Source organism: Streptomyces sp. LARHCF249 (assembly GCF_052871255.1).
This window is the reverse complement of record NZ_JBIXJQ010000009.1, coordinates 269,076-292,941: the sequence shown is the minus strand read 5'-3', so window position 1 is coordinate 292,941 and position 23,866 is coordinate 269,076. Positions and strand designations below refer to the sequence as shown.

Here is a 23,866-nt window from a genome sequence, read left to right as displayed (position 1 = left end):
GCCGGGTGCCGCCGGTCAGCCGAACAGGCGCTCCAGGACCACCGCGATGCCGTCGGACTCGTTCGACAGGGTGACCTCGTCCGCGACGGCGACCAGTTCGCGGTGCGCGTCGGCCATGGCCACCCCGTACGCGGCCCAGCCGAACATCGGGACATCGTTCGGCATGTCGCCGAAGGCGATCGTCGCCGAAGGCGGCACGCCCAGGACCGCCGCCGCCCGCGCGAGCCCGCTGGCCTTGTCGATGCCCGGCGGCTGGAGCTCCACCGTGTGCTCCCCCGCCATGGTGACGTTCACCAGGTCACCGACCACCGACCGCGCCACCCGCGTCAGCTCGTCGTCGTCCAGCCGGGGATGCTGGAGCAGCACTTTGTTGATCGGGGCCGACCACAGGTCCGACCGCCGCGGCACCCGGACCGTCGGCAGGTGCGGATGCCACATCCGGTAGCCCGGCCCTATCAGCATCTCCGCGTCGACGCCCTCCTGGTTGACCGCCGCGTAGACCTCGCCGATCTCCGCCTCGATCTTGCCGAGCGCCACCTCGGCCAGCCCCCGGTCCATGGACACGGAGTGCAACAGGCGCCCGCGTGCCGCGTCGTACACCTGCGCGCCCTGCCCGCACACCGCGAGCCCCCCGTAGCCGAGCCCGTCCAGGACGTGCCGGACCTGCGGGACGGGGCGGCCGGTGACGATGATGTGTTGCGCGCCCGCGGCGCGCGCCGTCGCGAGCGCCGCGTACGAGCGGGCGGAGACGGTGTCCCCGGCGCACAGCAGAGTCCCGTCCAGGTCAGTGGCGATCAAGGCATAGGGGAGGGCGGAAGTCACGGCGCCAAGGATACGGACCCCCTTGGACAAGTCCTACAAATAGCGCCCGAATCCGGCCTCCCGCAGGCCCCACCAGCCACGTAACGTGTCAACCAGCCGCCGGGACACCCCCGGACCGCGTCGAAAGCGAGGCAGCACCCCATGCCCCAGCAGAGCCCCCTCGATGTTCCCGAGGGCGACCCGTTCGGGCCGCACAACCTCCCCTACGGCGTCTTCTCGACAGCCGGGGAAGACCGCCGCCGGATCGGCGTGCGGATCGGCGGACACGTGCTCGACGCGGGGGCGGCCGCGGCCGCGCTCGGTTCCCCGTACGCCGGGCTGCTCGGGCAGTCCTCGCTCAACCCGCTGCTGGCCGCCGGGCGCACCGCCTGGCGCGACGTGCGCCGCGCGCTGACCGCCTGGGTCACCGACCCCGGCCACCGCCCCACCGTGGAGCCGCACCTGCTGGCGCTCGACGAGGTCGTGCTGCACCTCCCGTACGAGGTCGCCGACTACGTCGACTTCTACGCGAGCGAGCACCACGCCACCAACGTCGGGCGGATCTTCCGGCCGGACGGGGACGCACTGACCCCCAACTGGAAGCACCTGCCCATCGGTTACCACGGCCGGTCGGGGACCATCGTCGTGTCCGGGACGGACGTCGTACGGCCCTCCGGGCAGCGCAAGGCGCCCACCGACCCGGCGCCCGTCTTCGGCCCGTCCGTCAAGCTCGACATCGAGGCCGAGGTCGGCTTCGTCGTCGGCGCCCCCTCCGAGCTGGGCCGCCCGGTGGCGCTGGGCGAGTTCGAGGACCACGTCTTCGGGCTGTTCCTCCTCAACGACTGGTCGGCGCGCGACATCCAGGCCTGGGAGTACGTGCCGCTCGGCCCGTTCCTCGGCAAGTCCTTCGCCACCTCCGTCTCCGCCTGGGTGACCCCGCTGGAGGCCCTGGACGCGGCCCGAGTCGCCCCGCCCGCGCGGGACTTCCCCCTCCTGCCCTACCTGGACGACGCCTCGGCCGACCGGCCCGGCGGCTTCGACCTGCGCATCACCGTCTCCATCAACGGGCAGGAGGTCGCGCAGCCGCCGTTCGCGTCGATGTACTGGACCGCCGCGCAGCAGCTCGCCCACATGACCGTCAACGGCGCCTCCCTGCGCACCGGTGACGTGTACGGATCCGGCACCGTCAGCGGCCCCGAGACGGGCCAGCGCGGCTCGCTGCTGGAGCTGACCTGGAACGGGCGCGACGCGATCGAACTCGCCGACGGCAAGCGCACCTTCCTGGAGGACGGGGACACCGTCACCCTCACCGCCTGGGCACCCGGCGCCGCGGGCACCCGCGTGGGCCTGGGCGAGGTCACCGGCCGCATCGTGGGATCCCGCTAGACGGCGGTACCGCCCGGCCCCCCGCCCCCCGTTCGGAGGCGCGCCACGTGCGCGGGGCGGGACGGGCCGGGATGGTGGACGGACGAACGGAAACGGCGAACCCGTACCCCGTACCCCCACCGCGAGGAGCCGCCACCATGCCCGTACGCAGCCGGAAGACCCTGCTCGCCTGTGCGGCCGCCTTCTCCCTGGGCCTGGCCGCCGTGGCACCCGCCCACGGGGTGGAGGGGCCCGCGCCCGACCCGCGCGACCACAAGGCCGTGCGGGACATGGCGGCGGCGATCCGGGCGACGGCCAAGTACGTGGACGAGCGGGAAGCGGTCAAGGACGGGTACGTCCCGCACGGCCAGTGCATGAACAACCCGTTCGGGGCCGGCGCCATGGGCTACCACTACGTCAAGGACGCCCACTGGGGTTCGACCGACCCCAGTAAGCCGACCGCGCTCCTCTACAGCGCAGAGACGGACAAGAGCGGCCGCCGCAAGCTGCAGGCCGTGGAGTGGATGTCGACCGACCGGGACCAGGACCTGAAGACCGCCGACGACCGCCCGAGCATGTTCGGGCTGCCCTTCGACGGGCCCATGCCCGGCCACTGGGCGGGCATGCCCAAGCACTACGACCTCCACATGTGGGCGTACGAGGACAACCCCGCCGGCCGCTTCCACAACTGGAACCCCGCGCTGACCTGCCCCGGGAAGGACGCCGCCCCCGCGAAACCGGCTCACGCGCACGGCGGCGGCTAGGACGGGCCCGTACGGCGAAGGGCCCGGCTCCCCGTGAGGGGGCCGGGCCCTTCGCCGTACCGCAGGCGGTCAGCGGACGAACGTGCTCGCCTGGCCCGCCAGGTCCAGGAAGTACTGCGGGGCCACGCCCAGGACCAGGGTCACCGCGACACCCACCGCGATCGTCGTCATCGTCAGCGGCGAGGGAACGGCCACCGTCGGGCCGTCGGCCTTCGGCTCGCTGAAGAACATCAGGACGATCACCCGGATGTAGAAGAAAGCCGCGATCGCCGACGAGATGACACCGACCACGACCAGCGCCCCGGCGCCGCCCTCCGCCGCCGCCTTGAACACGGCGAACTTGCCCGCGAAGCCGGACGTCAGCGGAATGCCGGCGAAGGCCAGCAGGAACACCGCGAAGACCGCCGCGGTCAGCGGCGAACGGCGGCCCAGACCGGCCCACTTCGACAGGTGCGTCGCCTCCCCGCCCGCGTCGCGCACCAGCGTGACCACCGCGAAGGCGCCGATCGTCACGAACGAGTACGCGCCCAGGTAGAAGAGCACGGACTTCACGCCCTCCGCCGAGGTCGCGATCACACCGGCCAGGATGAAGCCCGCGTGCGCGATCGAGGAGTAGGCGAGCAGCCGCTTGACGTCGGTCTGGGTCACGGCGATCACCGCGCCCGCCAGCATCGTGACGATCGCGACGCCCCACATCACCGGCCGCCAGTCCCACCGCAGGCCGGGCAGGACGACGTAGAGCAGGCGCAGGAGGGCGCCGAACGCGGCCACCTTCGTCGCCGCCGCCATGAAGCCGGTGACCGGGGTCGGAGCGCCCTGGTAGACGTCCGGGGTCCACATGTGGAAGGGGACGGCGCCGACCTTGAAGAGCAGGCCCATCAGGATCAGCGCACCGCCGATCAGCAGCAGCGCGTCGTTGCCCATGGTGTCGGCCAGCGCCGGGTCGAGCTTGGTGACCGTGCCGTCCACCACGTCGGCGATCGCCGCGTACGAGACCGAGCCCGCGTACCCGTAGAGCAGCGCGATGCCGAAGAGGAGGAAGGCGGAGGAGAAGGCGCCCAGCAGGAAGTACTTGACCGCGGCCTCCTGCGACATCAGCCGCTGGCGGCGGGCGACGGCGCAGAGCAGGTACAGCGGGAGGGAGAAGACCTCCAGCGCGATGAACAGCGTCAGCAGGTCGTTGGCCGCCGGGAAGATCAGCATCCCGGCGATCGCGAACAGGGCCAGCGGGAAGACCTCGGTGGTGGTGAACCCGGCCTTGACGGCGGCCTGCTCGCTCTCGCTGCCCGGTACGGACGCCGCCTGGGCGGCGAAGGAGTCCACCCGGTTGCCGTGCGCGGCCGGGTCGAGGCGCCGCTCGGCGAAGGTGAAGACCGCGACGACCGAGGCCAGCAGGATGGTGCCCTGCAGGAACAGCGCCGGACCGTCGACGGCGATGGCGCCCATCGCCGCGATGTGCGCCTTGGTGCTCCCGTACCCGGCGGCCGCGAGGCCGACGACCGCCGCGAAGGCCGAGGCCAGCGCGGCGACGGTGAGGAACACCTGGACGTAGTAGCGGGACTTGCGGGGTACGAAGGCCTCGACGAGGATCCCGAGGACCGCCGCGCCCACGACGATCAGCGTCGGCGCGAGCTGCGCGTACTCGATGACCGGTGTCGGGATCCGGTCGACGGGTGCCTCGGCCGCCAGCGGCCACAGGCTGTGGGCGGAAGTCAGTGTGCTCACTTCGCCGCCTCCACTTCAGGTGCGGGGTCGGTCTGCTTCACGTCCGACATGGTGTGCTTCACCGCCGGGTTGACGATGTCGGTCAGCACCTTCGGGTACACGCCCAGCCCGATCAGCAGCGCGATCAGCGGGGCGACCACCAGCACCTCCCGCAGGCGCAGGTCCGGCATGGTGCGGACCTCCTCCTTCACGGGGCCGGTCATCGTGCGCTGGTAGAGCACCAGCGTGTAGAGCGCGGCCAGCACGATGCCGATGGTGGCGATGATGCCGGCGACCGGGTACCGGGCGAAGGTGCCGACCAGGACCAGGAACTCGCTGACGAAGGGCGCGAGCCCGGGCAGCGAGAGGGTGGCGAGGCCGCCGACCAGGAAGGTGCCGGCGAGGACCGGGGCCACCTTCTGCACACCGCCGTAGTCGGCGATGAGCCGCGAGCCGCGCCGCGAGATCAGGAAGCCGGCCACCAGCATCAGCGCCGCCGTCGAGATGCCGTGGTTGACCATGTAGAGCGTCGCACCGGACTGGCCCTGGGAGGTCATCGCGAAGATGCCCAGGACGATGAACCCGAAGTGCGAGATGGAGGCGTAGGCGATCAGCCGCTTGATGTCGCGCTGCCCGACCGCGACCAGCGCGCCGTAGACGATACTGATCAGGGCCAGGACCACGATCACCGGCGTGGCCCACTTGCTGGCCTCGGGGAAGAGGCCGAGGCAGAAGCGGAGCATCGCGAAGGTGCCGACCTTGTCGACGACCGCGGTGATCAGTACGGCGACCGGGGCGGTGGACTCGCCCATCGCGTTCGGCAGCCAGGTGTGCAGCGGCCACAGCGGGGCCTTCACCGCGAAGGCGAAGAAGAAGCCGAGGAACAGCAGCCGCTCGGTGTTGGTCGCCATGTCGAGGGTGCCCGCGGCGCGGGCGGCTGCGATCTCCTGGAGCGAGAAGTTCCCGGCGACCACGTACAGCCCGATGACGGCGGCCAGCATGATCAGGCCGCCGGCCAGGTTGTAGAGGAGGAACTTGACCGCCGCGTACGAGCGCTGCGCGGCCGCGTTCTCGTCGGACCCGGAGTGCGCCCGGTCCCCGAAGCCGCCGATGAGGAAGTACATCGGGATGAGCATGGCTTCGAAGAAGATGTAGAAGAGGAAGACGTCGGTGGCCTCGAAGGAGATGATCACCATCGCCTCGACCAGCAGGATCAGGGCGAAGAAGCCCTGCGTCGGCCGCCACCGGGACGACTGCGTCTCCAGCGGATCGGCGTCGTGCCAGCCGGCCCCGATCACGAAGGGAATCAGCAGTGCGGTGAGCGCGATGAGCGCCACCGCGATGCCGTCCACGCCGAGCTCGTAGCGGACCCCGAAGTCGGCGATCCAGGCCCGGGATTCGGTGAGCTGGTAGCGGTCGCCGCCGGGCTCGAAGCGGACCGCGACGAGCACGGCGAGGGCCAGGGTCGCCAGCGAGAAGAGCAGGGCGAGCCACTTGGCCACGGTCCGGCGGGCGGCCGGGACGGCCGCCGTCAGGATCGCGCCGACCGCGGGGACCGCGGCCGTCAGCGTCAGAAGCGGGAAACTCATCTCACACCGCCCTCATCAGCAGGGTCGCGGCGATGAGGATCGCCGTGCCCCCGAACATCGAGACCGCGTAGCTGCGGGCGTAGCCGTTCTGCAGCTTGCGCAGCCGGCCGGACAGTCCGCCGACCGAGGCGGCCGTGCCGTTGACGACCCCGTCGACCAGGCTGTGGTCGACGTAGACGAGGGAGCGGGTCAGGTGCTCCCCGCCGCGCACCAGCACGACGTGGTTGAAGTCGTCCTGGAGGAGGTCCCGCCGGGCCGCCCGGGTGACGAACGAGCCGCGCGGGGCGACGACCGGGACGTGCCTGCGGCCGTACATCGCCCAGGCGATGCCGACGCCGACGACGAGGACCGCCATCGTGGCCAGGGTGACCGTCATGGCGCTGACCGGCGGGTGGCCGTGCGCGTACCCGGTGACGGGCTCCAGCCACTTCAGGAACCGGTCGCCGATCCCGAAGAGCCCGCCCGCGAAGACCGACCCGAAGGCCAGCACGATCATCGGGATGGTCATCGACTTCGGGGACTCGTGCGGGTGCGGCAGCTCGCCGGGGTGCGCCTCGGCACCGGGCTCGACCCCGGGGGTCTTGTCCGGGTCCGGGGCCGGCTGCCAGCGCTTCTCGCCGAAGAAGGTGAGGAGCATGACGCGGGTCATGTAGAAGGCGGTGATGCCGGCGCCCAGCAGGGCGACGCCGCCGAGGATCCAGCCCGTGGTGCCGCCCTTGGCGAAGGCCGCCTCGATGATCATGTCCTTGGAGAAGAACCCGGACAGGCCCGGGAAGCCGATGATCGCGAGGTAGCCGAGGCCGAAGGTGACGAAGGTGACCGGCATGTACTTCCGCAGGCCGCCGTACTTGCGCATGTCGACCTCGTCGTTCATCCCGTGCATCACGGAACCCGCGCCGAGGAAGAGGCCGGCCTTGAAGAAGCCGTGCGTGACCAGGTGCATGATCGCGAAGACGTAGCCGATCGGGCCGAGGCCCGCGGCCAGGATCATGTAGCCGATCTGGGACATCGTCGACCCGGCGAGGGCCTTCTTGATGTCGTCCTTCGCGCAACCGACGATCGCACCGAAGAGGAGCGTGACCGCGCCCACGACGGTGACCGCCAGCTGGGCGTCCGGGGCTCCGTTGAAGATGGCGCCCGATCGGACGATCAGGTACACGCCCGCCGTCACCATGGTCGCCGCGTGGATCAGGGCCGAGACCGGGGTCGGGCCCTCCATCGCGTCACCGAGCCAGGACTGCAGCGGTACCTGGGCCGACTTGCCGCAGGCGGCCAGCAGCAGCATCAGGCCGATCGCCGTCAGCGTGCCCTCGGACGTCTCGCCCACCGCGCCGAGCACCGGCCCGAAGGCGAAGGTCCCGAAGGTGGTGAACATCAGCATGATCGCGATCGACAGGCCCATGTCGCCGACGCGGTTGACCAGGAAGGCCTTCTTCGCGGCCGTGGCCGCGCTGGGCTTGTGCTGCCAGAAGCCGATCAGGAGGTACGAGGCGAGGCCCACGCCCTCCCAGCCGAAGTACAGCAGCAGGTAGTTGTCGGCGACGACCAGCAGCAGCATGGCCGCGACGAACAGGTTGAGGTAGCCGAAGAAGCGGCGGCGGCGCTCGTCGTGCTCCATGTACCCGATCGAGTACACATGGATGAGCGTGCCCACCCCGGAGATCAGCAGGACGAAGGTCATCGACAGCTGGTCCAGCTGGAACGCGATGTCCGCCTGGAAGCCCTCCACCGGCACCCAGCTGAACAGCCGCTGGTGCAGGGTCCGGTCCTCGGCGCCGCGCCCCAGCATGTCGGCGAACAGCACGGCGCCGATGACGAAGGAGACGGCCGCGAGCAGGGTGCCGATCCAGTGGCCGGCCTTGTCGAGGCGCCGGCCGCCGCACAGCAGCACCGCCGCTCCGAGCAGGGGCGCTGCCACCAGCAGCGCAATCAGATTCTCCACTGTGAACGCCCCTTACAGCTTCATCAGGCTGGCGTCGTCGACCGAGGCCGAGTGGCGGGTACGGAACAGCGACACGATGATCGCCAGGCCGACCACGACCTCCGCGGCGGCGACGACCATCGTGAAGAACGCGATGATCTGGCCGTCGAGGTTGCCGTGCATCCGCGAGAAGGCGACGAAGGCGAGGTTGCAGGCGTTGAGCATCAGCTCGACGCACATGAACAGCACGATCGCGTTCCTGCGGATGAGCACTCCGGCCGCGCCGATGGTGAACAGCAGGGCAGCCAGGTACAGGTAGTTGACCGGATTCACTGCGAGGCCTCCTCACGGCCGAGGCGCTCCGAGGAGGCCTGCTCCAGTGCCTTGAGGTCGGACAGCGCCTCCGCGGAGACGTCCCGGATCTGGCCGCGGGCGCGCAGGGTCTTGCTGACCGTCAGCTCGGACGGGGTGCCGTCCGGCAGCAGACCGGCGATGTCCACCGCGTTGTGCCGGGCGTAGACGCCGGGCGCGGGCAGCGGCGGGAGCTGCACGCCCTCGCGGACGCGCTTCTCGGACAGCTCGCGCTGGGTGGCGGCCCGCTCGGTGCGCTCGCGGTGCGTGAGCACCATCGCGCCGACGGCCGCGGTGATGAGCAGCGCGCCGGTGAGCTCGAAGGCGAAGACGTACTTGGTGAAGATCAGCTGGGCCAGGCCCTCGACGTGCCCGGCGGAGTTGACCCGCCCCAGTCCGTTGAAGTGGGTGAGCCGGGCGTTGCCGATGCCGGCGATCAGCAGGATGCCGAAGCCGAGCCCGCACAGCACGGCCAGCCAGCGCTGTCCCTTGATGGTCTCCTTCAGGGAGTCGGCGGCGGTGACGCCGACGAGCATGACCACGAAGAGGAAGAGCATCATGATCGCGCCGGTGTAGACGATGACCTGGACGACGCCCAGGAAGTACGCCCCGTTGGCGAGGTAGAAGACCGCCAGGACGATCATCGTCCCGGCCAGGCTGAGGGCGCTGTGCACGGCCTTCTTCATCAGGATCGTGGCCAGCGCGCCGATGACGGCGACCGTGCCGAGGATCCAGAACTGCACGGCCTCACCGGTGGAGGTGAGCGAGGTGGCGGCCGCGGCGAGCGAAGCGCTCATCGTCCGATCACCTCCTGCGCGGCGGGTTCGTTCGGCCCGGAGTTGGAGGCCGCCTCCTGCGGGGCCGCCCCGTCGGTGGGGACCTGCCGGACCGTGCCCGGGGCGGCCCCCGTCACCAAGCCGCGGTAGTAGTCCTGCTCGTCGGTGCCGGGGAAGACCGAGTGCGGTGCCTCGACCATGCCCTCGGTCAGGCCGGCGAGCAGCTGCTCCTTGGTGTAGATGAGCGATTCGCGGCTGGAGTCGGCCAGTTCGAACTCGTTCGTCATGGTGAGCGCCCTCGTCGGGCACGCCTCGACGCACAGCCCGCACAGGATGCAGCGGGCGTAGTTGATCTGGTAGACCCGGCCGTACCGCTCGCCCGGGGAGTAGCGCTCCTCCTCGGTGTTGTCCGCGCCCTCCACGTAGATGGCGTCGGCGGGACAGGCCCAGGCGCACAGCTCGCACCCGATGCACTTCTCCAGACCGTCGGGGTGCCGGTTGAGCTGATGCCGTCCGTGGAAGCGCGGGGCCGTGGTCTTCTGCTGCTCCGGGTACTGCTCGGTGAGGCGCTTCTTGAACATGGCCTTGAAGGTCACGCCGAAGCCGGCCACCGGGTTCTGCCACTTCTCGCTCTGGTCAGCGTCAGACATTCTCTGCACCCTCCTCTCGGTCACTCTCAGTATTCGTCCCGCCACTGACAATCAGCTCCCGCTCCGCGCGGGGCCGCCTGCGCGGTACGGGTGCCAGGTGCTGGCCGGGCTTGGGCGGTACGGGGAATCCCCCCGCGAGCGGGTCGAAGGGCTCTTCCGCGGCGGCCTTGCCGGCCTCCGCGGCAGCCGCCTTCTCGCGCTTGTCGCGGAAGAGGTCCGCGACGAAGGAGAGGAGCAGGATCGCCACGACGGCGCCGCCGACGTAGAGGACGATCTCGCTGAAGTCGTACTGCTCGTTGCGCAGCGCCCGGACGGTCGCGACCAGCATCAGCCAGACCACGGAGACCGGGATCAGGACCTTCCAGCCGAGCTTCATCAGCTGGTCGTAGCGCACGCGGGGCAGCGTGCCGCGCAGCCAGATGAAGAAGAAGAGCAGCAGCTGCACCTTGAGGACGAACCAGAGCATCGGCCACCAGCCGTGGTTCGCGCCCTCCCAGAAGGTGCTGATCGGGTACGGGGCCCGCCAGCCGCCCAGGAAGAGGGTGACCGAGACCGCCGAGACGGTGACCATGTTGACGTACTCGGCGAGCATGAACAGCGCGAACTTGATGGACGAGTACTCGGTGTTGAAGCCGCCGACCAGGTCGCCCTCGGACTCCGGCATGTCGAAGGGGGCGCGGTTCGTCTCGCCGACCATCGTGATGACGTAGATGATGAAGGAGACCGGCAGCAGGACGATGTACCAGCGGTCCGCCTGGGCCTCGACGATCGCCGAGGTCGACATCGACCCGGAGTAGAGGAAGACCGAGGCGAAGGCGGCGCCCATCGCGATCTCGTAGGAGATCATCTGCGCGCAGGAGCGCAGGCCGCCGAGGAGCGGGTAGGTCGAGCCGGAGGACCAGCCCGCCAGCACGATGCCGTAGATGCCGACCGAGGCCACCGCGAGGATGTAGAGCATCGCGATGGGCAGGTCGGTCAGCTGCATCGTGGTGCGCTGGCCGAAGATGGAGACCTCGTTGCCGGCCGGGCCGAAGGGGATCACCGCGATGGCCATGAAGGCCGGGATCGCCGCGATGATCGGGGCCAGGACGTAGACCACCTTGTCGGCCCGCTTGACGATGACGTCTTCCTTCAGCATCAGCTTGACGCCGTCGGCGAGCGACTGGAGCAGGCCCCACGGGCCGTGCCGGTTGGGGCCGATGCGCAGCTGCATCCAGGCGACGACCTTGCGCTCCCACACGATGGAGAAGAGCACGGTCACCATCAGGAAGGCGAAGCAGAACACCGCCTTGATGACGACGAGCCACCAGACGTCCCTGCCGAACAGGGTCAGGTCCTCGGCGGCAAGCTGTACCGCGTTCACGCGCCCACCTCCGCAGTGGTGTCGCCGGTGCCGGCCGGGGTCGCGGGGCCGATCCGGACGAGGGTGCCCGGGCGGGCTCCGGTGTCGGAGAGGACCCCGGACCCGGTGGAGTTCAGCGGGAGCCAGACCACGCGGTCGGGCATCTCGGTGATCCGCAGGGGCAGTTCCACGGAGCCGGCCGGACCGGTGACCGCGAGGACGTCCCCGTCCTTGACGCCCGTCTCGGCCGCCGTGGCCGCCGAGAGCCGGGCGCTCGCCTCGTGCCGGGTGCCGGCCAGGGCCTCGTCGCCCTCCTGGAGCCTGCCCAGGTCGAGGAGGAGCCGGTGGCCCGCCAGGACCGCCTCGCCGGTGCCCGGTCGGGGCAGCGGCACCGGGTCGGTGGACTGCTCGGTGGCGAGCGGTCCTTCCCACGGGCCGAGCCGCTCCAGCTCCCGGCGTACGGCGTGTACGTCGCCCAGCGCGATCGGCCGGTCGGCGGCGTCGGCCAGCATGTGCAGCACGCGGCCGTCGGCCGGGGCGGGCCGGCGGGTCATCTGGTCGGGCTTGAGGGCGGCCTCGAACGGCCGGACCCTGCCCTCCCAGTTGATGAAGGCGCCCGCCTTCTCGACCACCGCGGCCACCGGGAAGACCACGTCCGCGTGCTCGGTGACCTCGCTGGGCCGCAGCTCCAGGGAGACCACGAAGGCCTCCTCGAGCGCGGTCCGCGCGCGGGCCGGGTCCGGCAGGTCCGCGACCTCGACGCCCGCCACCAGCAGCGCGGACAGTTCGCGGGTGGCCGCGGCCTCGACGATCTGGCCGGTGTCGCGGCCGTAGCGGTGCGGGAGTTCGTCCAGTCCCCAGGCGGTGGCGACCTCGTCACGGGCCCGCGGGTCGGTGGCCGGACGGCCGCCGGGCAGCAGGGACGGCAGCGCGCCCGCCTCGACGGCGGCCCGCTCACCGGCCCGGCGCGGGATCCACACCAGCGTCGCGCCGGTCGCGGTGGCGGCCCGAACGGCGGCGGTCAGCGCACCGGGCACCCCGGCGAGGCGCTCGCCGACGACGATGACCGCGCCGCTCTGGCGCAGCGCGTCGGCGGCGGCCGCGCCGCCCGCCTCCAGGCCGGTCCGGGTGGCGAGGGCGTCGAACCACTCGGGCTCGGTGCCGGGGGCGGCGGCCAGCAGGGTGCCGCCCGCCTTCGCCAGGCCGCGGGTGGCGAAGGGGGCGAGGGCGAAGGTCCGCTGCTTGTGCTTGCGGTGGGCCTTGCGCAGCCGCAGGAAGACCCCGGGGGCCTCCTCCTCGGACTCGATGCCGGCGAGCAGGACGGCGGGTGCCGCCTCCAGCGAGGCGTACGTGGCCCCGCTGCCGTCGAGGTCCTTGCCGGTGCCGGCCACGGTGGCGGCCAGGAAGTCGGCCTCCTCCGCGCTGTGGATCCGGGCCCGGAAGTCGATGTCGTTGGTGTCCAGGACCACCCGCGCGAACTTGGCGTACGCGTAGGCGTCCTCGACGGTGAGCCGTCCGCCGGTCAGCACCCCGGCCCGGCCGCGCGCGGCGGCGAGCCCGTTCGCCGCCGCCTCCAGGGCCTCGGGCCAGCTCGCGGGCTCCAGGACACCGGCGGCGCTGCGCACCAGCGGGGTGGTGAGCCGGTCGCGCTGCTGTGCGTAGCGGAACCCGAAGCGGCCCTTGTCGCAGATCCACTCCTCGTTGACCTCGGGGTCCTCCGCGGCCAGCCGGCGCAGCACCTTGCCGCGGCGGTGGTCGGTCCGGGTCGCGCAGCCGCCCGCGCAGTGCTCGCACACGCTCGGGGAGGAGACGAGGTCGAAGGGGCGGGAGCGGAACCGGTACGCGGCGGAGGTGAGGGCGCCGACGGGGCAGATCTGGATGGTGTTGCCGGAGAAGTACGACTCGAAGGGGTCGCCCTCGCCGGTGCCGACCTGCTGGAGCGCGCCGCGCTCCAGCAGCTCGATCATCGGGTCGCCGGCGATCTCGTTGGAGAAGCGGGTGCAGCGCGCGCACAGCACGCACCGCTCGCGGTCCAGCAGCACCTGGGTGGAGATCGGGACCGGCTTCTCGTACGTCCGCTTCCGCCCCTCGAACCGGGACTCCGCGTTGCCGTGCGTCATCGCCTGGTTCTGCAGCGGGCACTCGCCGCCCTTGTCGCAGACCGGGCAGTCCAGCGGGTGGTTGATGAGCAGCAGCTCCATCACCCCGCGCTGGGCCTTGTCGGCGACCGGGGAGGTGAGCTGGGTCTTGACGACCATGCCGTCGGTGCAGGTGATGGTGCAGGAGGCCATCGGCTTGCGCTGGCCCTCGACCTCGACGATGCACTGGCGGCAGGCGCCGGCCGGGGAGAGGAGGGGGTGGTCGCAGAACCGGGGGATCTCGATGCCGAGCTGCTCGGCGGCCCGGATGACGAGGGTGCCCTTGGGGACCGACAGCTCGATGCCGTCGATGGTGAGGGACACTGCGTTCTCGGCGTCCTTCGGTCGCCCTGCTGCCGCTCCGCCACCCGCGGGAGCGTTACTGGTGACGGTCATGCGTTCACCTCCGTGTCAGCCCAGAGGGTCGACTTCCTGGGGTCGAAGGGGCAGCCCTTGCCCGTGATGTGCTGCTCGTACTCCCCGCGGAAGTACTTGAGCGAGGAGAAGATGGGGCTGGCGGCGCCGTCGCCGAGCGCGCAGAAGGACTTGCCGTTGATGTTGTCGGCGATGTCGTTCAGCTTGTCGAGGTCCGACATGACGCCCTTGCCGGCCTCGATGTCGCGCAGCAACTGGACCAGCCAGTACGTGCCTTCGCGGCAGGGTGTGCACTTGCCGCAGGACTCGTGGGCGTAGAACTCGGTCCACCGGGTCACGGCCCGCACGACGCAGGTCGTCTCGTCGAAGCACTGGAGCGCCTTGGTGCCGAGCATCGAGCCGGCCGCGCCCACGCCCTCGTAGTCCAGCGGGACGTCGAGGTGCTCGTCCGTGAACATGGGGGTGGAGGAGCCGCCCGGGGTCCAGAACTTCAGCCGGTGCCCGGGCCGCATCCCGCCGCTCATGTCGAGCAGCTGGCGCAGGGTGATGCCGAGCGGGGCCTCGTACTGGCCGGGGCCCGCGACGTGCCCGGAGAGCGAGTACAGGGTGAAGCCGGGGGACTTCTCGGTCCCCATCGACTTGAACCAGTCCTTGCCCTTGTTCAGGATCGCGGGAACCGAGGCGATGGACTCCACGTTGTTGACGACAGTGGGGCACGCGTAGAGCCCCTCCACGGCAGGGAAGGGGGGACGCAGCCGGGGCTGACCGCGCCGGCCTTCGAGGGAGTCGAGCAGTGCCGTCTCCTCGCCGCAGATGTACGCGCCCGCTCCCGCGTGCACCGTGATGTCGAGGTCGAGGCCGCTCCCCAGAATGTCCTTTCCGAGGTATCCGGCCTCGTACGCCTCGCGCACCGCCTCGTGCAGGCGCCGCAGGACCGGCACGGCCTCGCCGCGCAGGTAGATGAAGGCGTGCTGCGAGCGGATCGCGTAGCAGGCGATGACCATTCCCTCGATGAGGGAGTGCGGATTGGCGAAGAGGAGGGGGATGTCCTTGCAGGTTCCCGGCTCCGACTCGTCCGCGTTCACGACGAGGTAGTGCGGCTTTCCGTCGCCCTGCGGGATGAACTGCCACTTCATGCCGGTGGGGAAGCCCGCGCCGCCGCGTCCGCGCAGACCCGAGTCCTTGACGTAGGCGATGAGGTCGTCCGGGGTCATCGCGAGGGCCTTGCGCAGGCCCTCGTAGCCCTCGTGCCGCCGGTAGGTCTCCAGCGTCCACGACTGCGGTTCGTCCCAGAAGGCCGACAGCACTGGGGCGAGGAGCTTCTCCGGACTCGTGCCGTTCTTGCTCAGTTCGGTGGACACGGACATCACTCCCCTCCCTCGGTGCCGGTCTCGCCGCGGTTCTCGCCGCGGTTCTCGCCGCGGTTCTCGCCGGGTGCCTCGCCGCGCGGGTGCACGATCGGGGTGTGCGGGGTCTCGCCGCGCGCGATGCGCAGCCCGATCAGGGAGGCGGGGCCCGCGCCGCCGCTCGCCTCGACCGCGCCCTCGCGCTCGTCGGGGAAGCCCGCCAGGATCCGGGCGGTCTCCTTGTACGTGCACAGCGGCGCGCCCCGGGTCGGCACGACCTCCCGGCCGGCCAGCAGGTCGTCCACCAGTGCTTTGGCGGACTCGGGGGTCTGGTTGTCGAAGAACTCCCAGTTGACCATCACCACGGGGGCGAAGTCGCAGGCCGCGTTGCACTCGATGTGCTCGAGGGTGACCTTGCCGTCGGCGGTGGTCTCGTTGTTGCCGACTCCGAGGTGCTGCTTGAGCTCGTCGAAGATGGCGTCGCCGCCCATGACCGCGCACAGGGTGTTCGTACAGACGCCGACCTGGTAGTCGCCGGAGGGCTTGCGCCGGTACATCGTGTAGAAGGTGGCCACGGCCGTGACCTCGGCGGTGGTCAGGCCCAGCACCTCGGCGCAGAAGCGGATGCCGGTGCGCGAGACGTAGCCCTCCTGCGACTGGCACAGGTGCAGCAGCGGCAGCAGCGCGCTGCGGCTGTCGGGGTAGCGGGCGATGACGTCCTTGGCGTCCGCTTCGAGGCGCTCGCGTACCTCCGCCGGGAAGTCGGGGGCGGGCAGCTGGGGCATACCCAGACTGATCTCTGTCATCGGTCGACGCCTCCCATCACGGGGTCGATGGAGGCGACGGCGACGATGACGTCGGCGACCTGGCCGCCCTCGCACATCGCTGCCATGGCCTGGAGGTTGGTGAAGGACGGGTCGCGGAAGTGGACCCGGTAGGGGCGGGTGCCGCCGTCGGAGACCACGTGCACCCCGAGCTCGCCCTTGGGCGACTCGACGGCCGCGTACACCTGCCCGGCCGGTACCCGGAAGCCCTCGGTCACCAGCTTGAAGTGGTGGATGAGGGCCTCCATGGAGGTGCCCATGATGTTCTTGATGTGGTCGAGCGAGTTGCCGAGCCCGTCGGGGCCCATGGCCAGCTGCGCCGGCCAGGCGATCTTCTTGTCGGCGACCATCACCGGGCCCGGCTCCAGCCGGTCCAGGCACTGCTCGACGATCCGCAGCGACTGGCGCATCTCCTCCAGGCGGATCAGGAAGCGCCCGTAGGAGTCGCAGGTGTCGGTGGTCGGCACGTCGAACTCGTAGTTCTCGTAGCCGCAGTACGGGTCCGACTTGCGCAGGTCGTGCGGCAGGCCGGCGGAGCGCAGGATCGGGCCGGTGGCGCCCAGCGCCATGGCGCCCGTGAGGTCGAGGTAGCCGACGTCCTGCATGCGGGCCTTGAAGATGGGGTTGCCGGTGGCGAGCTTGTCGTACTCCGGCAGGTTCTTCTTCATGGTCTTCACGAACTCGCGCAGCTGGTCGACGGCGCCCGGCGGCAGGTCCTGCGCCAGGCCGCCGGGGCGGACGAACGCGTGGTTCATGCGCAGTCCGGTGATCAGCTCGAAGACGTCGAGGATCAGCTCGCGGTCGCGGAAGCCGTAGATCATGATCGTGGTCGCGCCCAGCTCCATGCCGCCGGTGGCGATGCACACCAGGTGGGAGGAGAGCCGGTTGAGCTCCATCAGCAGGACGCGGATGACGGTGGCGCGGTCCGGGATCTGGTCGGTGATGCCGAGCAGCTTCTCGACGCCGAGGCAGTACGCCGTCTCGTTGAAGAACGGCGTCAGGTAGTCCATGCGCGTCACGAAGGTGGTGCCCTGCGTCCAGTTCCGGAACTCGAGGTTCTTCTCGATGCCGGTGTGCAGGTAGCCGATGCCGCAGCGGGCCTCGGTGACGGTCTCGCCGTCGATCTCCAGGATCAGGCGGAGCACACCGTGGGTGGACGGGTGCTGCGGGCCCATGTTGACGACGATCCGCTCGTCGTCGGCCTTGGCCGCGGACTGGACGATCTCGTCCCAGTCGCCGCCGGTGACGGTGTAGACGGTGCCTTCGGTCGTCTCGCGCGCGGAGGCGTGATTGTTGGTGGACATCAGCTGTACGACCTCCGCTGGTCGGGAGCCGGGATCTGGGCGCCCTTGTACTCGACGGCGATGCCGCCGAGCGGGTAGTCCTTGCGCTGCGGGAAGCCCTGCCAGTCGTCCGGCATCATGATCCGGGTGAGGGCCGGGTGCCCGTCGAAGATCAGGCCGAAGAAGTCGTACGTCTCGCGCTCGTGCCAGTCGTTGGTCGGGTAGACCGCGACGAGCGAGGGGACGTGCGGGTCGCTGTCGGGGACGGACACCTCCAGCCGCAGGATCCGGCCGTGGGTGAGCGAGCGCAGGTGGTAGACGGCGTGCAGCTCGCGGCCCTTGTCGCCGGGGAAGTGCACGCCGGAGACGCCGGTGCAGAGCTCGAAGCGCAGGGCGGGGTCGTCGCGCAGGGTGCGCGCGACGCGTACGAGGTGCTCGCGGGCGATGTGGAAGGTGAGCTCGCCCCGGTCGACCACGGTCTTCTCGATGGCGTTCTCGGGGACCAGGTCCTGCTCCTCCAGGGCGCCTTCGAGTTCGTCGGCCACCTCGTCGAAGTAGGAGCCGTACGGGCGGCTGGTCGCGCCGGGCAGGGCCACCGTGCGCACCAGGCCGCCGTAGCCGCTGGTGTCGCCGCCTGCATCCGCTCCGAACATGCCCTTGCGGACGCCGATGACCTCGGGGCCGCTCGCGCGCGGGGCGGGGACGTTGTTGCCGTTCTCCGGCTCTCGGGTCTCGCTCACCGGAGCAGCCCCTTCATCTCGATGATGGGGAGGGCCTTGAGGGCCGCCTCCTCCGCCTCACGTGCCGCCTCTTCCCGGTTCACGCCGAGCTTCGAGCCCTGGATCTTCTGGTGGAGCTTGAGGATCGCGTCCATCAGCATCTCGGGGCGCGGCGGGCAGCCGGGGAGGTAGATGTCCACCGGGACGATGTGGTCGACGCCCTGGACGATCGCGTAGTTGTTGAACATTCCGCCCGAAGATGCGCACACCCCCATGGAGATGACCCATTTGGGAGCCGGCATCTGGTCGTACACCTGGCGCAGCACCGGCGCCATCTTCTGGCTGACCCGGCCGGCCACGATCATCAGGTCGGCCTGCCGGGGGGATCCCCGGAAGACCTCCATGCCGAAGCGGGCCAGGTCGTATCGGCCCGCGCCGGTGGTCATCATCTCGATGGCGCAGCAGGCAAGGCCGAACGTCGCGGGAAAGACGGACGACTTGCGCACCCAGCCCGCCGCCTGTTCGACGGTGGTCAGCAGAAAGCCGCTCGGCAGCTTCTCTTCCAGTCCCATGGGAAATTCAGCCCCTCAGTCCCATTCCAGGCCGCCGCGGCGCCACACGTAGGCGTAGGCCACGAAGACGGTGAGCACGAAGAGCAGCATCTCGACGAGCCCGAAGATCCCCAGGGAGTCGAAGGTGACGGCCCAGGGGTAGAGGAAGACAACCTCGATGTCGAAGACGATGAAGAGCATCGCCGTCAGGTAGTACTTGATGGGGAAGCGGCCGCCGCCGGCCGGCACCGGAGTCGGCTCGATGCCGCACTCGTACGCCTCAAGCTTCGCCCGGTTGTACCGTTTTGGGCCGATCAGCGTGGCCATGACCACGGAGAAGATCGCAAACCCTGCGCCGAGGGCGCCGAGCACGAGGATGGGCGCGTACGCATTCACGCTCCTCGCTCCTTCCAGTCGTCCTTGACCGTTGGACCGCTGCCGGCGCCGAGTGCCCCGCCTCTCGCATGTGAGGCAGTTCACAAGCCGGACTGCTGCGCATCTTATGCCCGCTCCTCTGTGATCTGCGACACGGGTTGCAACACCGTGTTTGTGATCTCCACCACCCGACGAACGATCATGAAGTCCGATGAGTGGTGATCTTCGTACGCGAAGCATCCACATGATCACCAAAGGTGACATCCGGGCCGGTTACCGCAGGTAGAAGGGCTGTCGCTCTATCAAATGATGGCCCTTGCAGGCAAATTGGCACTGCGCCCGTCGTGGTGATAAAGGAACCGGCGTCGCCCGGTCGGGGGAGCCCCCGTGTACGGAGGTGGACACGGGGCACAAGCGGGTTCCGGGACGCCTCCGGCGCGTGCATCCGTTCACGAACCCGGGCGGGGAGTTCACGGCGAGGTCACGGGAGGCCCACAGTGTCCGCACAGTGTGATGCTCCTGTGACCTGCGCCACTCCCGTTTCGTGACGCGGAAAGAGGGCTTGGCCATCTGTGCGGAGGGATGGTAGGCCGAGGATCAAATCGGACTAATTGCGGAAACCCCATGATCACAGCCTTGTGAAAGGGTGTCCGTTCTGCCCGTTACGGCGTCAATAAGGAGCGCGGCGCGCCCGGTTAGCGCCTTTCGCGCGCAACTGTGGCGCAAGCCACGTTTCTTGAAGGGAACCCGCACGCCCTGATAGCGGTTGTCCTCATGTCCATCACCGCTCACATACCCAGCCACCGGAAGCCCCGCCGCAGCGCCTCGAAGCTCGCGGTCCGCGCCGGAGTTGCCGGTGGCGTCCTCAGCACCCTCGCCATGGCCGGCACCGCGAGCGCGTCCCCCGCCGAGCCCGTGGCCGAGACGACGCTCGAAATGCCGGTCCTGAACCTGGACCTGGCCGCCGAGGTCTCCTCCGCCGTCGCCGCAGCCGCCGAGAACACCCGCGCGGCCGCCGTCGAGGGTGAACTGACCGCCCAGGAGGAGAGCGCCCGTACCGGCGCCGCCGCCGAGGCGAAGCAGGCCAAGGAAGAGGCCCAGAAGAAGGCCGACGCCGAGGCAGCGGCCAAGAAGGCCCAGGAAGAGGCGGACCGCAAGGCCGAGGCCGAGCGCGCCAACCGCAGCACCTCCCGCACCACCCTGTCGACCAAGTCGACCCCCAGCGACGGCTCCGGCGCCTCCGTGGCCGCCCCGGCGACCGGCTCCGCCGCCGCCATCGTGAACTTCGCCCGCGCGCAGGTCGGCAAGGCGTACGTCATGGGCGGCACCGGCCCGTCCTCGTTCGACTGCTCCGGCCTCGTCCAGGCCGCCTACCGCCAGGCCGGCATCTCCCTGCCGCGCATGTCCCAGGCGCAGTCCTCGGCCGGCACCTCGGTGTCGCTGAGCGCCCTGCAGCCGGGCGACATCCTGTACTGGGGCTCCAAGGGCAGCGCGTACCACGTCGCCATCTACGTCGGCGGCGGCAAGTTCGTCGGCGCGCAGAACCCCAGCACGGGCATCGTCGAGCGCAGCCTGAGCTACGACAAGCCGACGGGCGCCGTCCGCGTCCTCTGAGACGCCTGAGACGCTCCACAAGGCCGCAAGGGCCGGTACTCCCCCGCTCGGGGGTGGAGTACCGGCCCTTCGCCCTGCTCTCGGCCAAGGCCCTGCGAAGATGGCGGCGTGAACCTGAAGCCGTACGAGAACCACGGCGCCGGCGACCCCGCGGCCGCCCCGGCCGCGCTCGGGCTCGGCCTCCTCGCCCTCGGCGGCTGGCTCCTGACCACCGCCCGCCCGTGGCAGAAGCCCGGGCACGCGCTCACCCTGGTGCTGGGCTGGACCGCCTCGGGCGCGATGCTGCTGTGCGGGCTGGTCCTGCTCGTCAGGTGCGTGCATACCGTGCACGCGGCGGCGGACCGCAACGGGGAGACCCCGCCCGGCCCGCCGGACAGCGGCCTCAGGCCTTCGGGGCCACCTTCGACAGACCGTTGATGATGCGGTCCATCGCGTCGCCGCCCGTCGGGTCGGTGAGGTTGGCGAGCATCTTCAGCGTGAACCTCATCAGCACCGGGTGCGTCAGGCCGCGCTGCGCGGCGACCTTCATGACCTTCGGGTTGCCGATCAGCTTCACGAACGCCCGGCCCAGCGTGTAATAGCCGCCGTACGTCTCCTTCAGCACCTTCGGGTAGTTGTGCAGCGCCAGTTCGCGCTGCGCCGGGGTGGACCGGGCGTGCGCCTGCACGATGACGTCGGCCGCGATCTGGCCCGACTCCATGGCGTAGGCGATGCCCTCGCCGTTGAACGGGTTGACGAGGCCGCCCGCGTCACCGACCAGCAGCAGGCCCTTGGTGTAGTGCGGCTGCCGGTTGAAGGCCATCGGCAGGGCCGCGCCGCGGATCGGCTGCGTCATGTTCTCCGGGGTGTAGCCCCAGTCCTCCGGCATGGACGCGCACCAGGCCTTGAGGACCTCTCGCCAGTCCAGCTCCTTGAAGGCGGAGGAGGAGTTGAGGATGCCCAGGCCGACGTTGGACGTGCCGTCGCCCATGCCGAAGATCCAGCCGTAGCCGGGCAGCAGGCGGTCCTGCGGGCCGCGCCGGTCCCACAGTTCCAGCCAGGACTCCAGGTAGTCGTCGTCGTGCCGGGGCGAGGTGAAGTACGTGCGCACGGCGACGCCCATCGGGCGGTCCTCGCGCCGGTGCAGGCCCATCGCGAGGGAGAGGCGCGAGGAGTTGCCGTCGGCGGCGACGACCAGCGGGGCGTGGAAGGTGACCGGGGTCTTCTCCTCGCCCAGCTTCGCCTGCACGCCGGTGATGTGCCCGGTGCGGGGGTCGCGGACCGGCTCGCCGACGTTGCAGCGCTCGTACAGCCGGGCGCCGGCCTTCTGCGCCTGGCGGGCCAGGGTCTCGTCGAAGTCGTCGCGCTTGCGGACCAGTCCGTAGTCCGGGAAGGAGGCGAGTTCCGGCCAGTCCAGCTGGAGCCGCTGCCCGCCGCCGATGATGCGCAGGCCCTTGTTGCGGAGCCAGCCGGCCTCTTCGGAGATGTCGATGCCCATCGCGACCAGCTGCTTGGTGGCGCGCGGCGTCAGGCCGTCGCCGCACACCTTCTCGCGCGGGAACGCCGTCTTCTCGAGCAGCAGAACGTCCAGTCCGGCCTTGGCGAGGTAGTAGGCGGTGGTCGAGCCCGCGGGCCCGGCCCCGACGACGATCACGTCCGCGGAGTGTTCGGAGAGGGGCTCGGTCACGGCGGGGTCTCCCGAAGGCTCGATAAAGGGTGCCCAAAGGCACCGGACATGTGCAGTCTATGCAGCGAGAGAGATCGCGAACCGAAGGGCTGCCTCCTGTGACCACCTCGCCGACCCGGCCGCTCCCCGCCGTACAGCTGCGCGTGCCCACGCATGAGGACGCGCACGCCTGGCACGGGGTGTTCGACGACCCGGACGTCATGGAATTCCTCGGCGGACCGGCGGAGCTCTCCTCGTACGTGGAGATCACCGCGCGCCAGCGCATGCACGACGCGCAGCTCGGCTACTGCCTGTGGACGCTGCTGGACGAGGACGGGGGCGTGCTCGGCTTCACGGGCGCGCAGCCGTGGCCGCGGGAGAAGGAGTGGGGGCCGGTGGGGGAGATCGAGATCGGGTGGCGGCTGGGCCGCTCCGCCTGGGGGCGCGGGTACGCGTACGCGGCCGCGCTGGCGACCTTGGAGCGGGTCCGGGAGGCCGGTGTGCCCCGGGTGGTGGCGATGATCGACGACGCCAATGCCCGCTCGATCGCGGTGGCGGAGCGGCTGGGCATGACCCTGGCCGAGCGCTTCCTCCTGCCGAGCGGCACCCGCCACGGCCGCCGCTACGAGCTCACGCTCACCCAGCCCTGACCCGCCTCAAAGACCTGGGGCTCCGCCCCAGACCCCGCGCCTCAAACGCCGGCGGGGCTGGATGTGGCTGAGGCTGGATTGCCGCGCAGCGGCACTTTCAGCCCCGCCGGCGTTTGAGGCGCGGGCGCGGAGCGCCGTGTAGTGAGCCGCGCCGGCGACGGGTGGCACGCGTCAGAAGACGGACAGGCCCGTCAGCGTCGTGAAGCGGTCAAGCGCGGCTACGCCCGCGACCGAGTTGCCGTGGGGGTCCAGGCCCGGGCTCCAGACGGCCAGGACGCACTGGCCGGGGACGAGCGCCACGATCCCCCCGCCGACCCCGCTCTTGCCCGGCAGGCCGACGCGGTAGGCGAATTCGCCCGCCGCGTCGTACGTCCCGCACGTCAGCATCACCGCGTTGATCTGCTTCGCCTCGCTGCGCGTGAGGAGACGGGAGCCGTCCGCGCGCAGGCCGTGCCGGGCCAGGAAGAGCCCGGCCCTGGCCAGGTCGGCGCAGCTCATCTCGATCGAGCACTGCCAGAAGTAGTGGTCCAGCAGCGCCGGTACGGGGTTGTCGATGTTGCCGTACGAGGCCATGAAGTGCGCGACGGCCGCGTTGCGGTCGCCGTGTTCGTGCTCGGAGGCGGCCACCTCCGCGTCGAAGGCCAGGGACGGGTTCCCGCTCTCGGTGCGCAGGAAGTCCAGGAGTTCGCTGCTCGCGTCGCCCGTCAGGGTCTGCAGGCGGTCGGTCACCACCAGCGCGCCGGCGTTGATGAACGGATTGCGCGGAATGCCGTTCTCGTACTCCAGCTGCACGAGCGAGTTGAACGGGTTGCCGGACGGTTCCCTCCCGACCCGCTCCCACAGGCCGTCGCCGCCCTCCGCCAGGGCCAGCGCCAGGGCGAAGACCTTGGTGATGGACTGGGCGGAGAAGGGGACCTGCCAGTCACCGACCCCGAAGACGTTGCCCTCGAGGTCGGCGAGGGCCATGCCGAACTGGGCCGGTTCCACGGCGGCGAGCGCCGGGATGTACTCGGCGGGGGTGCCGCTGCCCACCAGCGGGGCGACGTCGGCCGCGATCTGCTCCAGCAGTGCCTGGTAGTCCAC

22 protein-coding genes are annotated in these 23,866 nt (G+C 70.5%); 5 read left to right on the top strand and 17 right to left on the bottom strand.

The window, feature by feature from the left end; all coding sequences use genetic code 11:
* Nucleotides 1-15 precede the first annotated feature (15 nt).
* On the bottom strand, nucleotides 16-822 hold the full coding sequence (locus tag ACIPUC_RS26325; RefSeq protein WP_446592612.1) for a Cof-type HAD-IIB family hydrolase: 807 nt from the start codon (nucleotides 820-822) through the stop codon (nucleotides 16-18).
* Nucleotides 823-963: 141 nt separating this feature from the next.
* On the opposite strand from ACIPUC_RS26325, the gene fahA reads away from it, so the two are divergent.
* Nucleotides 964-2,187: a fumarylacetoacetase gene (gene fahA / locus ACIPUC_RS26320; protein WP_446592611.1), complete on the top strand. Its 1,224-nt coding sequence runs from the start codon at nucleotides 964-966 to the stop codon at nucleotides 2,185-2,187.
* Nucleotides 2,188-2,324: 137 nt separating this feature from the next.
* Entirely contained in the window at nucleotides 2,325-2,930 is a 606-nt protein-coding gene (locus ACIPUC_RS26315; protein WP_446592609.1) for a hypothetical protein, read from the top strand.
* A gap of 69 nt (nucleotides 2,931-2,999) precedes the next feature.
* Here ACIPUC_RS26315 and nuoN read toward each other — a convergent pair whose 3' ends face one another.
* Genes nuoN through ACIPUC_RS26245 form a run of 14 tightly spaced genes read right to left on the bottom strand, consistent with a single transcriptional unit; the run spans nucleotide 3,000 to nucleotide 18,895 of the window.
* On the bottom strand, nucleotides 3,000-4,646 hold the full coding sequence (nuoN, locus tag ACIPUC_RS26310) for an NADH-quinone oxidoreductase subunit NuoN (RefSeq protein WP_446592674.1): 1,647 nt from the start codon (nucleotides 4,644-4,646) through the stop codon (nucleotides 3,000-3,002).
* Between the two features lie 5 nt (nucleotides 4,647-4,651).
* A complete protein-coding gene (locus ACIPUC_RS26305; protein ID WP_446592608.1) occupies nucleotides 4,652-6,223 on the bottom strand; it encodes an NADH-quinone oxidoreductase subunit M in 1,572 nt (523 codons plus the stop codon).
* A 1-nt stretch (nucleotide 6,224) separates the two neighbouring features.
* The gene (gene nuoL / locus ACIPUC_RS26300; RefSeq protein WP_446592607.1) at nucleotides 6,225-8,165 is read right to left on the bottom strand and encodes an NADH-quinone oxidoreductase subunit L; all 1,941 of its coding nucleotides are present in this window, start codon (nucleotides 8,163-8,165) and stop codon (nucleotides 6,225-6,227) included.
* A gap of 12 nt (nucleotides 8,166-8,177) precedes the next feature.
* Nucleotides 8,178-8,477: an NADH-quinone oxidoreductase subunit NuoK gene (gene nuoK, locus ACIPUC_RS26295; RefSeq protein WP_045946785.1), complete on the bottom strand. Its 300-nt coding sequence runs from the start codon at nucleotides 8,475-8,477 to the stop codon at nucleotides 8,178-8,180.
* Nucleotides 8,474-9,292, bottom strand: a complete 819-nt coding sequence (locus ACIPUC_RS26290) for an NADH-quinone oxidoreductase subunit J (RefSeq protein ID WP_446592605.1) — start codon at nucleotides 9,290-9,292, stop codon at nucleotides 8,474-8,476. The genes nuoK and ACIPUC_RS26290 overlap by 4 nt, the downstream gene beginning before the upstream one ends.
* Nucleotides 9,289-9,921 carry an NADH-quinone oxidoreductase subunit NuoI gene (gene nuoI, locus ACIPUC_RS26285; RefSeq protein WP_446592604.1) on the bottom strand — a complete coding sequence of 211 codons (633 nt, stop codon included), beginning with the start codon at nucleotides 9,919-9,921 and terminating at the stop codon, nucleotides 9,289-9,291. Before nuoI ends, ACIPUC_RS26290 begins: the two co-directional genes overlap by 4 nt.
* Nucleotides 9,914-11,284, bottom strand: a complete 1,371-nt coding sequence (nuoH, locus tag ACIPUC_RS26280; RefSeq protein WP_446592603.1) for an NADH-quinone oxidoreductase subunit NuoH — start codon at nucleotides 11,282-11,284, stop codon at nucleotides 9,914-9,916. Before nuoH ends, nuoI begins: the two co-directional genes overlap by 8 nt.
* Nucleotides 11,281-13,797, bottom strand: a complete 2,517-nt coding sequence (locus ACIPUC_RS26275; protein WP_446592602.1) for an NADH-quinone oxidoreductase subunit G — start codon at nucleotides 13,795-13,797, stop codon at nucleotides 11,281-11,283. The genes nuoH and ACIPUC_RS26275 overlap by 4 nt, the downstream gene beginning before the upstream one ends.
* Nucleotides 13,794-15,143 carry an NADH-quinone oxidoreductase subunit NuoF gene (gene nuoF / locus ACIPUC_RS26270; protein WP_446592601.1) on the bottom strand — a complete coding sequence of 450 codons (1,350 nt, stop codon included), beginning with the start codon at nucleotides 15,141-15,143 and terminating at the stop codon, nucleotides 13,794-13,796. Before nuoF ends, ACIPUC_RS26275 begins: the two co-directional genes overlap by 4 nt.
* Nucleotides 15,143-15,928 (bottom strand): NADH-quinone oxidoreductase subunit NuoE, encoded by a 786-nt coding sequence (gene nuoE, locus ACIPUC_RS26265; protein ID WP_446592600.1) that lies wholly within the window; start codon nucleotides 15,926-15,928, stop codon nucleotides 15,143-15,145. The genes nuoF and nuoE overlap by 1 nt, the downstream gene beginning before the upstream one ends.
* Nucleotides 15,925-17,250 carry an NADH-quinone oxidoreductase subunit D gene (locus tag ACIPUC_RS26260; protein WP_446592599.1) on the bottom strand — a complete coding sequence of 442 codons (1,326 nt, stop codon included), beginning with the start codon at nucleotides 17,248-17,250 and terminating at the stop codon, nucleotides 15,925-15,927. The genes nuoE and ACIPUC_RS26260 overlap by 4 nt, the downstream gene beginning before the upstream one ends.
* The gene (locus ACIPUC_RS26255) at nucleotides 17,250-17,969 is read right to left on the bottom strand and encodes an NADH-quinone oxidoreductase subunit C (RefSeq protein ID WP_446592598.1); all 720 of its coding nucleotides are present in this window, start codon (nucleotides 17,967-17,969) and stop codon (nucleotides 17,250-17,252) included. Before ACIPUC_RS26255 ends, ACIPUC_RS26260 begins: the two co-directional genes overlap by 1 nt.
* On the bottom strand, nucleotides 17,966-18,520 hold the full coding sequence (locus tag ACIPUC_RS26250; protein WP_030010012.1) for a NuoB/complex I 20 kDa subunit family protein: 555 nt from the start codon (nucleotides 18,518-18,520) through the stop codon (nucleotides 17,966-17,968). The genes ACIPUC_RS26255 and ACIPUC_RS26250 overlap by 4 nt, the downstream gene beginning before the upstream one ends.
* Nucleotides 18,521-18,535: 15 nt before the next feature.
* Nucleotides 18,536-18,895, bottom strand: coding sequence for an NADH-quinone oxidoreductase subunit A (locus tag ACIPUC_RS26245; protein ID WP_008738438.1), 360 nt, complete (start codon nucleotides 18,893-18,895; stop codon nucleotides 18,536-18,538).
* A 753-nt stretch (nucleotides 18,896-19,648) separates the two neighbouring features.
* Here ACIPUC_RS26245 and ACIPUC_RS26240 point away from each other — a divergent pair.
* The gene (locus ACIPUC_RS26240; RefSeq protein ID WP_446592596.1) at nucleotides 19,649-20,488 is read left to right on the top strand and encodes a C40 family peptidase; all 840 of its coding nucleotides are present in this window, start codon (nucleotides 19,649-19,651) and stop codon (nucleotides 20,486-20,488) included.
* A 108-nt stretch (nucleotides 20,489-20,596) separates the two neighbouring features.
* Complete coding sequence (locus ACIPUC_RS26235; RefSeq protein WP_446592594.1) at nucleotides 20,597-20,905, top strand: hypothetical protein; 309 nt, start codon at nucleotides 20,597-20,599, stop codon at nucleotides 20,903-20,905.
* Here ACIPUC_RS26235 and ACIPUC_RS26230 read toward each other — a convergent pair.
* Nucleotides 20,871-22,154, bottom strand: coding sequence for a geranylgeranyl reductase family protein (locus ACIPUC_RS26230; protein WP_446592593.1), 1,284 nt, complete (start codon nucleotides 22,152-22,154; stop codon nucleotides 20,871-20,873). The two genes, ACIPUC_RS26235 and ACIPUC_RS26230, sit on opposite strands and share 35 nt — an antisense overlap.
* A gap of 98 nt (nucleotides 22,155-22,252) precedes the next feature.
* Between ACIPUC_RS26230 and ACIPUC_RS26225 the strand changes: the two genes are divergently transcribed.
* Nucleotides 22,253-22,783 (top strand): GNAT family N-acetyltransferase, encoded by a 531-nt coding sequence (locus ACIPUC_RS26225; RefSeq protein ID WP_446592591.1) that lies wholly within the window; start codon nucleotides 22,253-22,255, stop codon nucleotides 22,781-22,783.
* 171 nt (nucleotides 22,784-22,954) lie between these two features.
* Here the strand turns inward: ACIPUC_RS26225 and ACIPUC_RS26220 are convergent, their stop codons facing one another.
* Entirely contained in the window at nucleotides 22,955-23,866 is a 912-nt protein-coding gene (locus ACIPUC_RS26220; RefSeq protein ID WP_446592590.1) for a glutaminase, read from the bottom strand.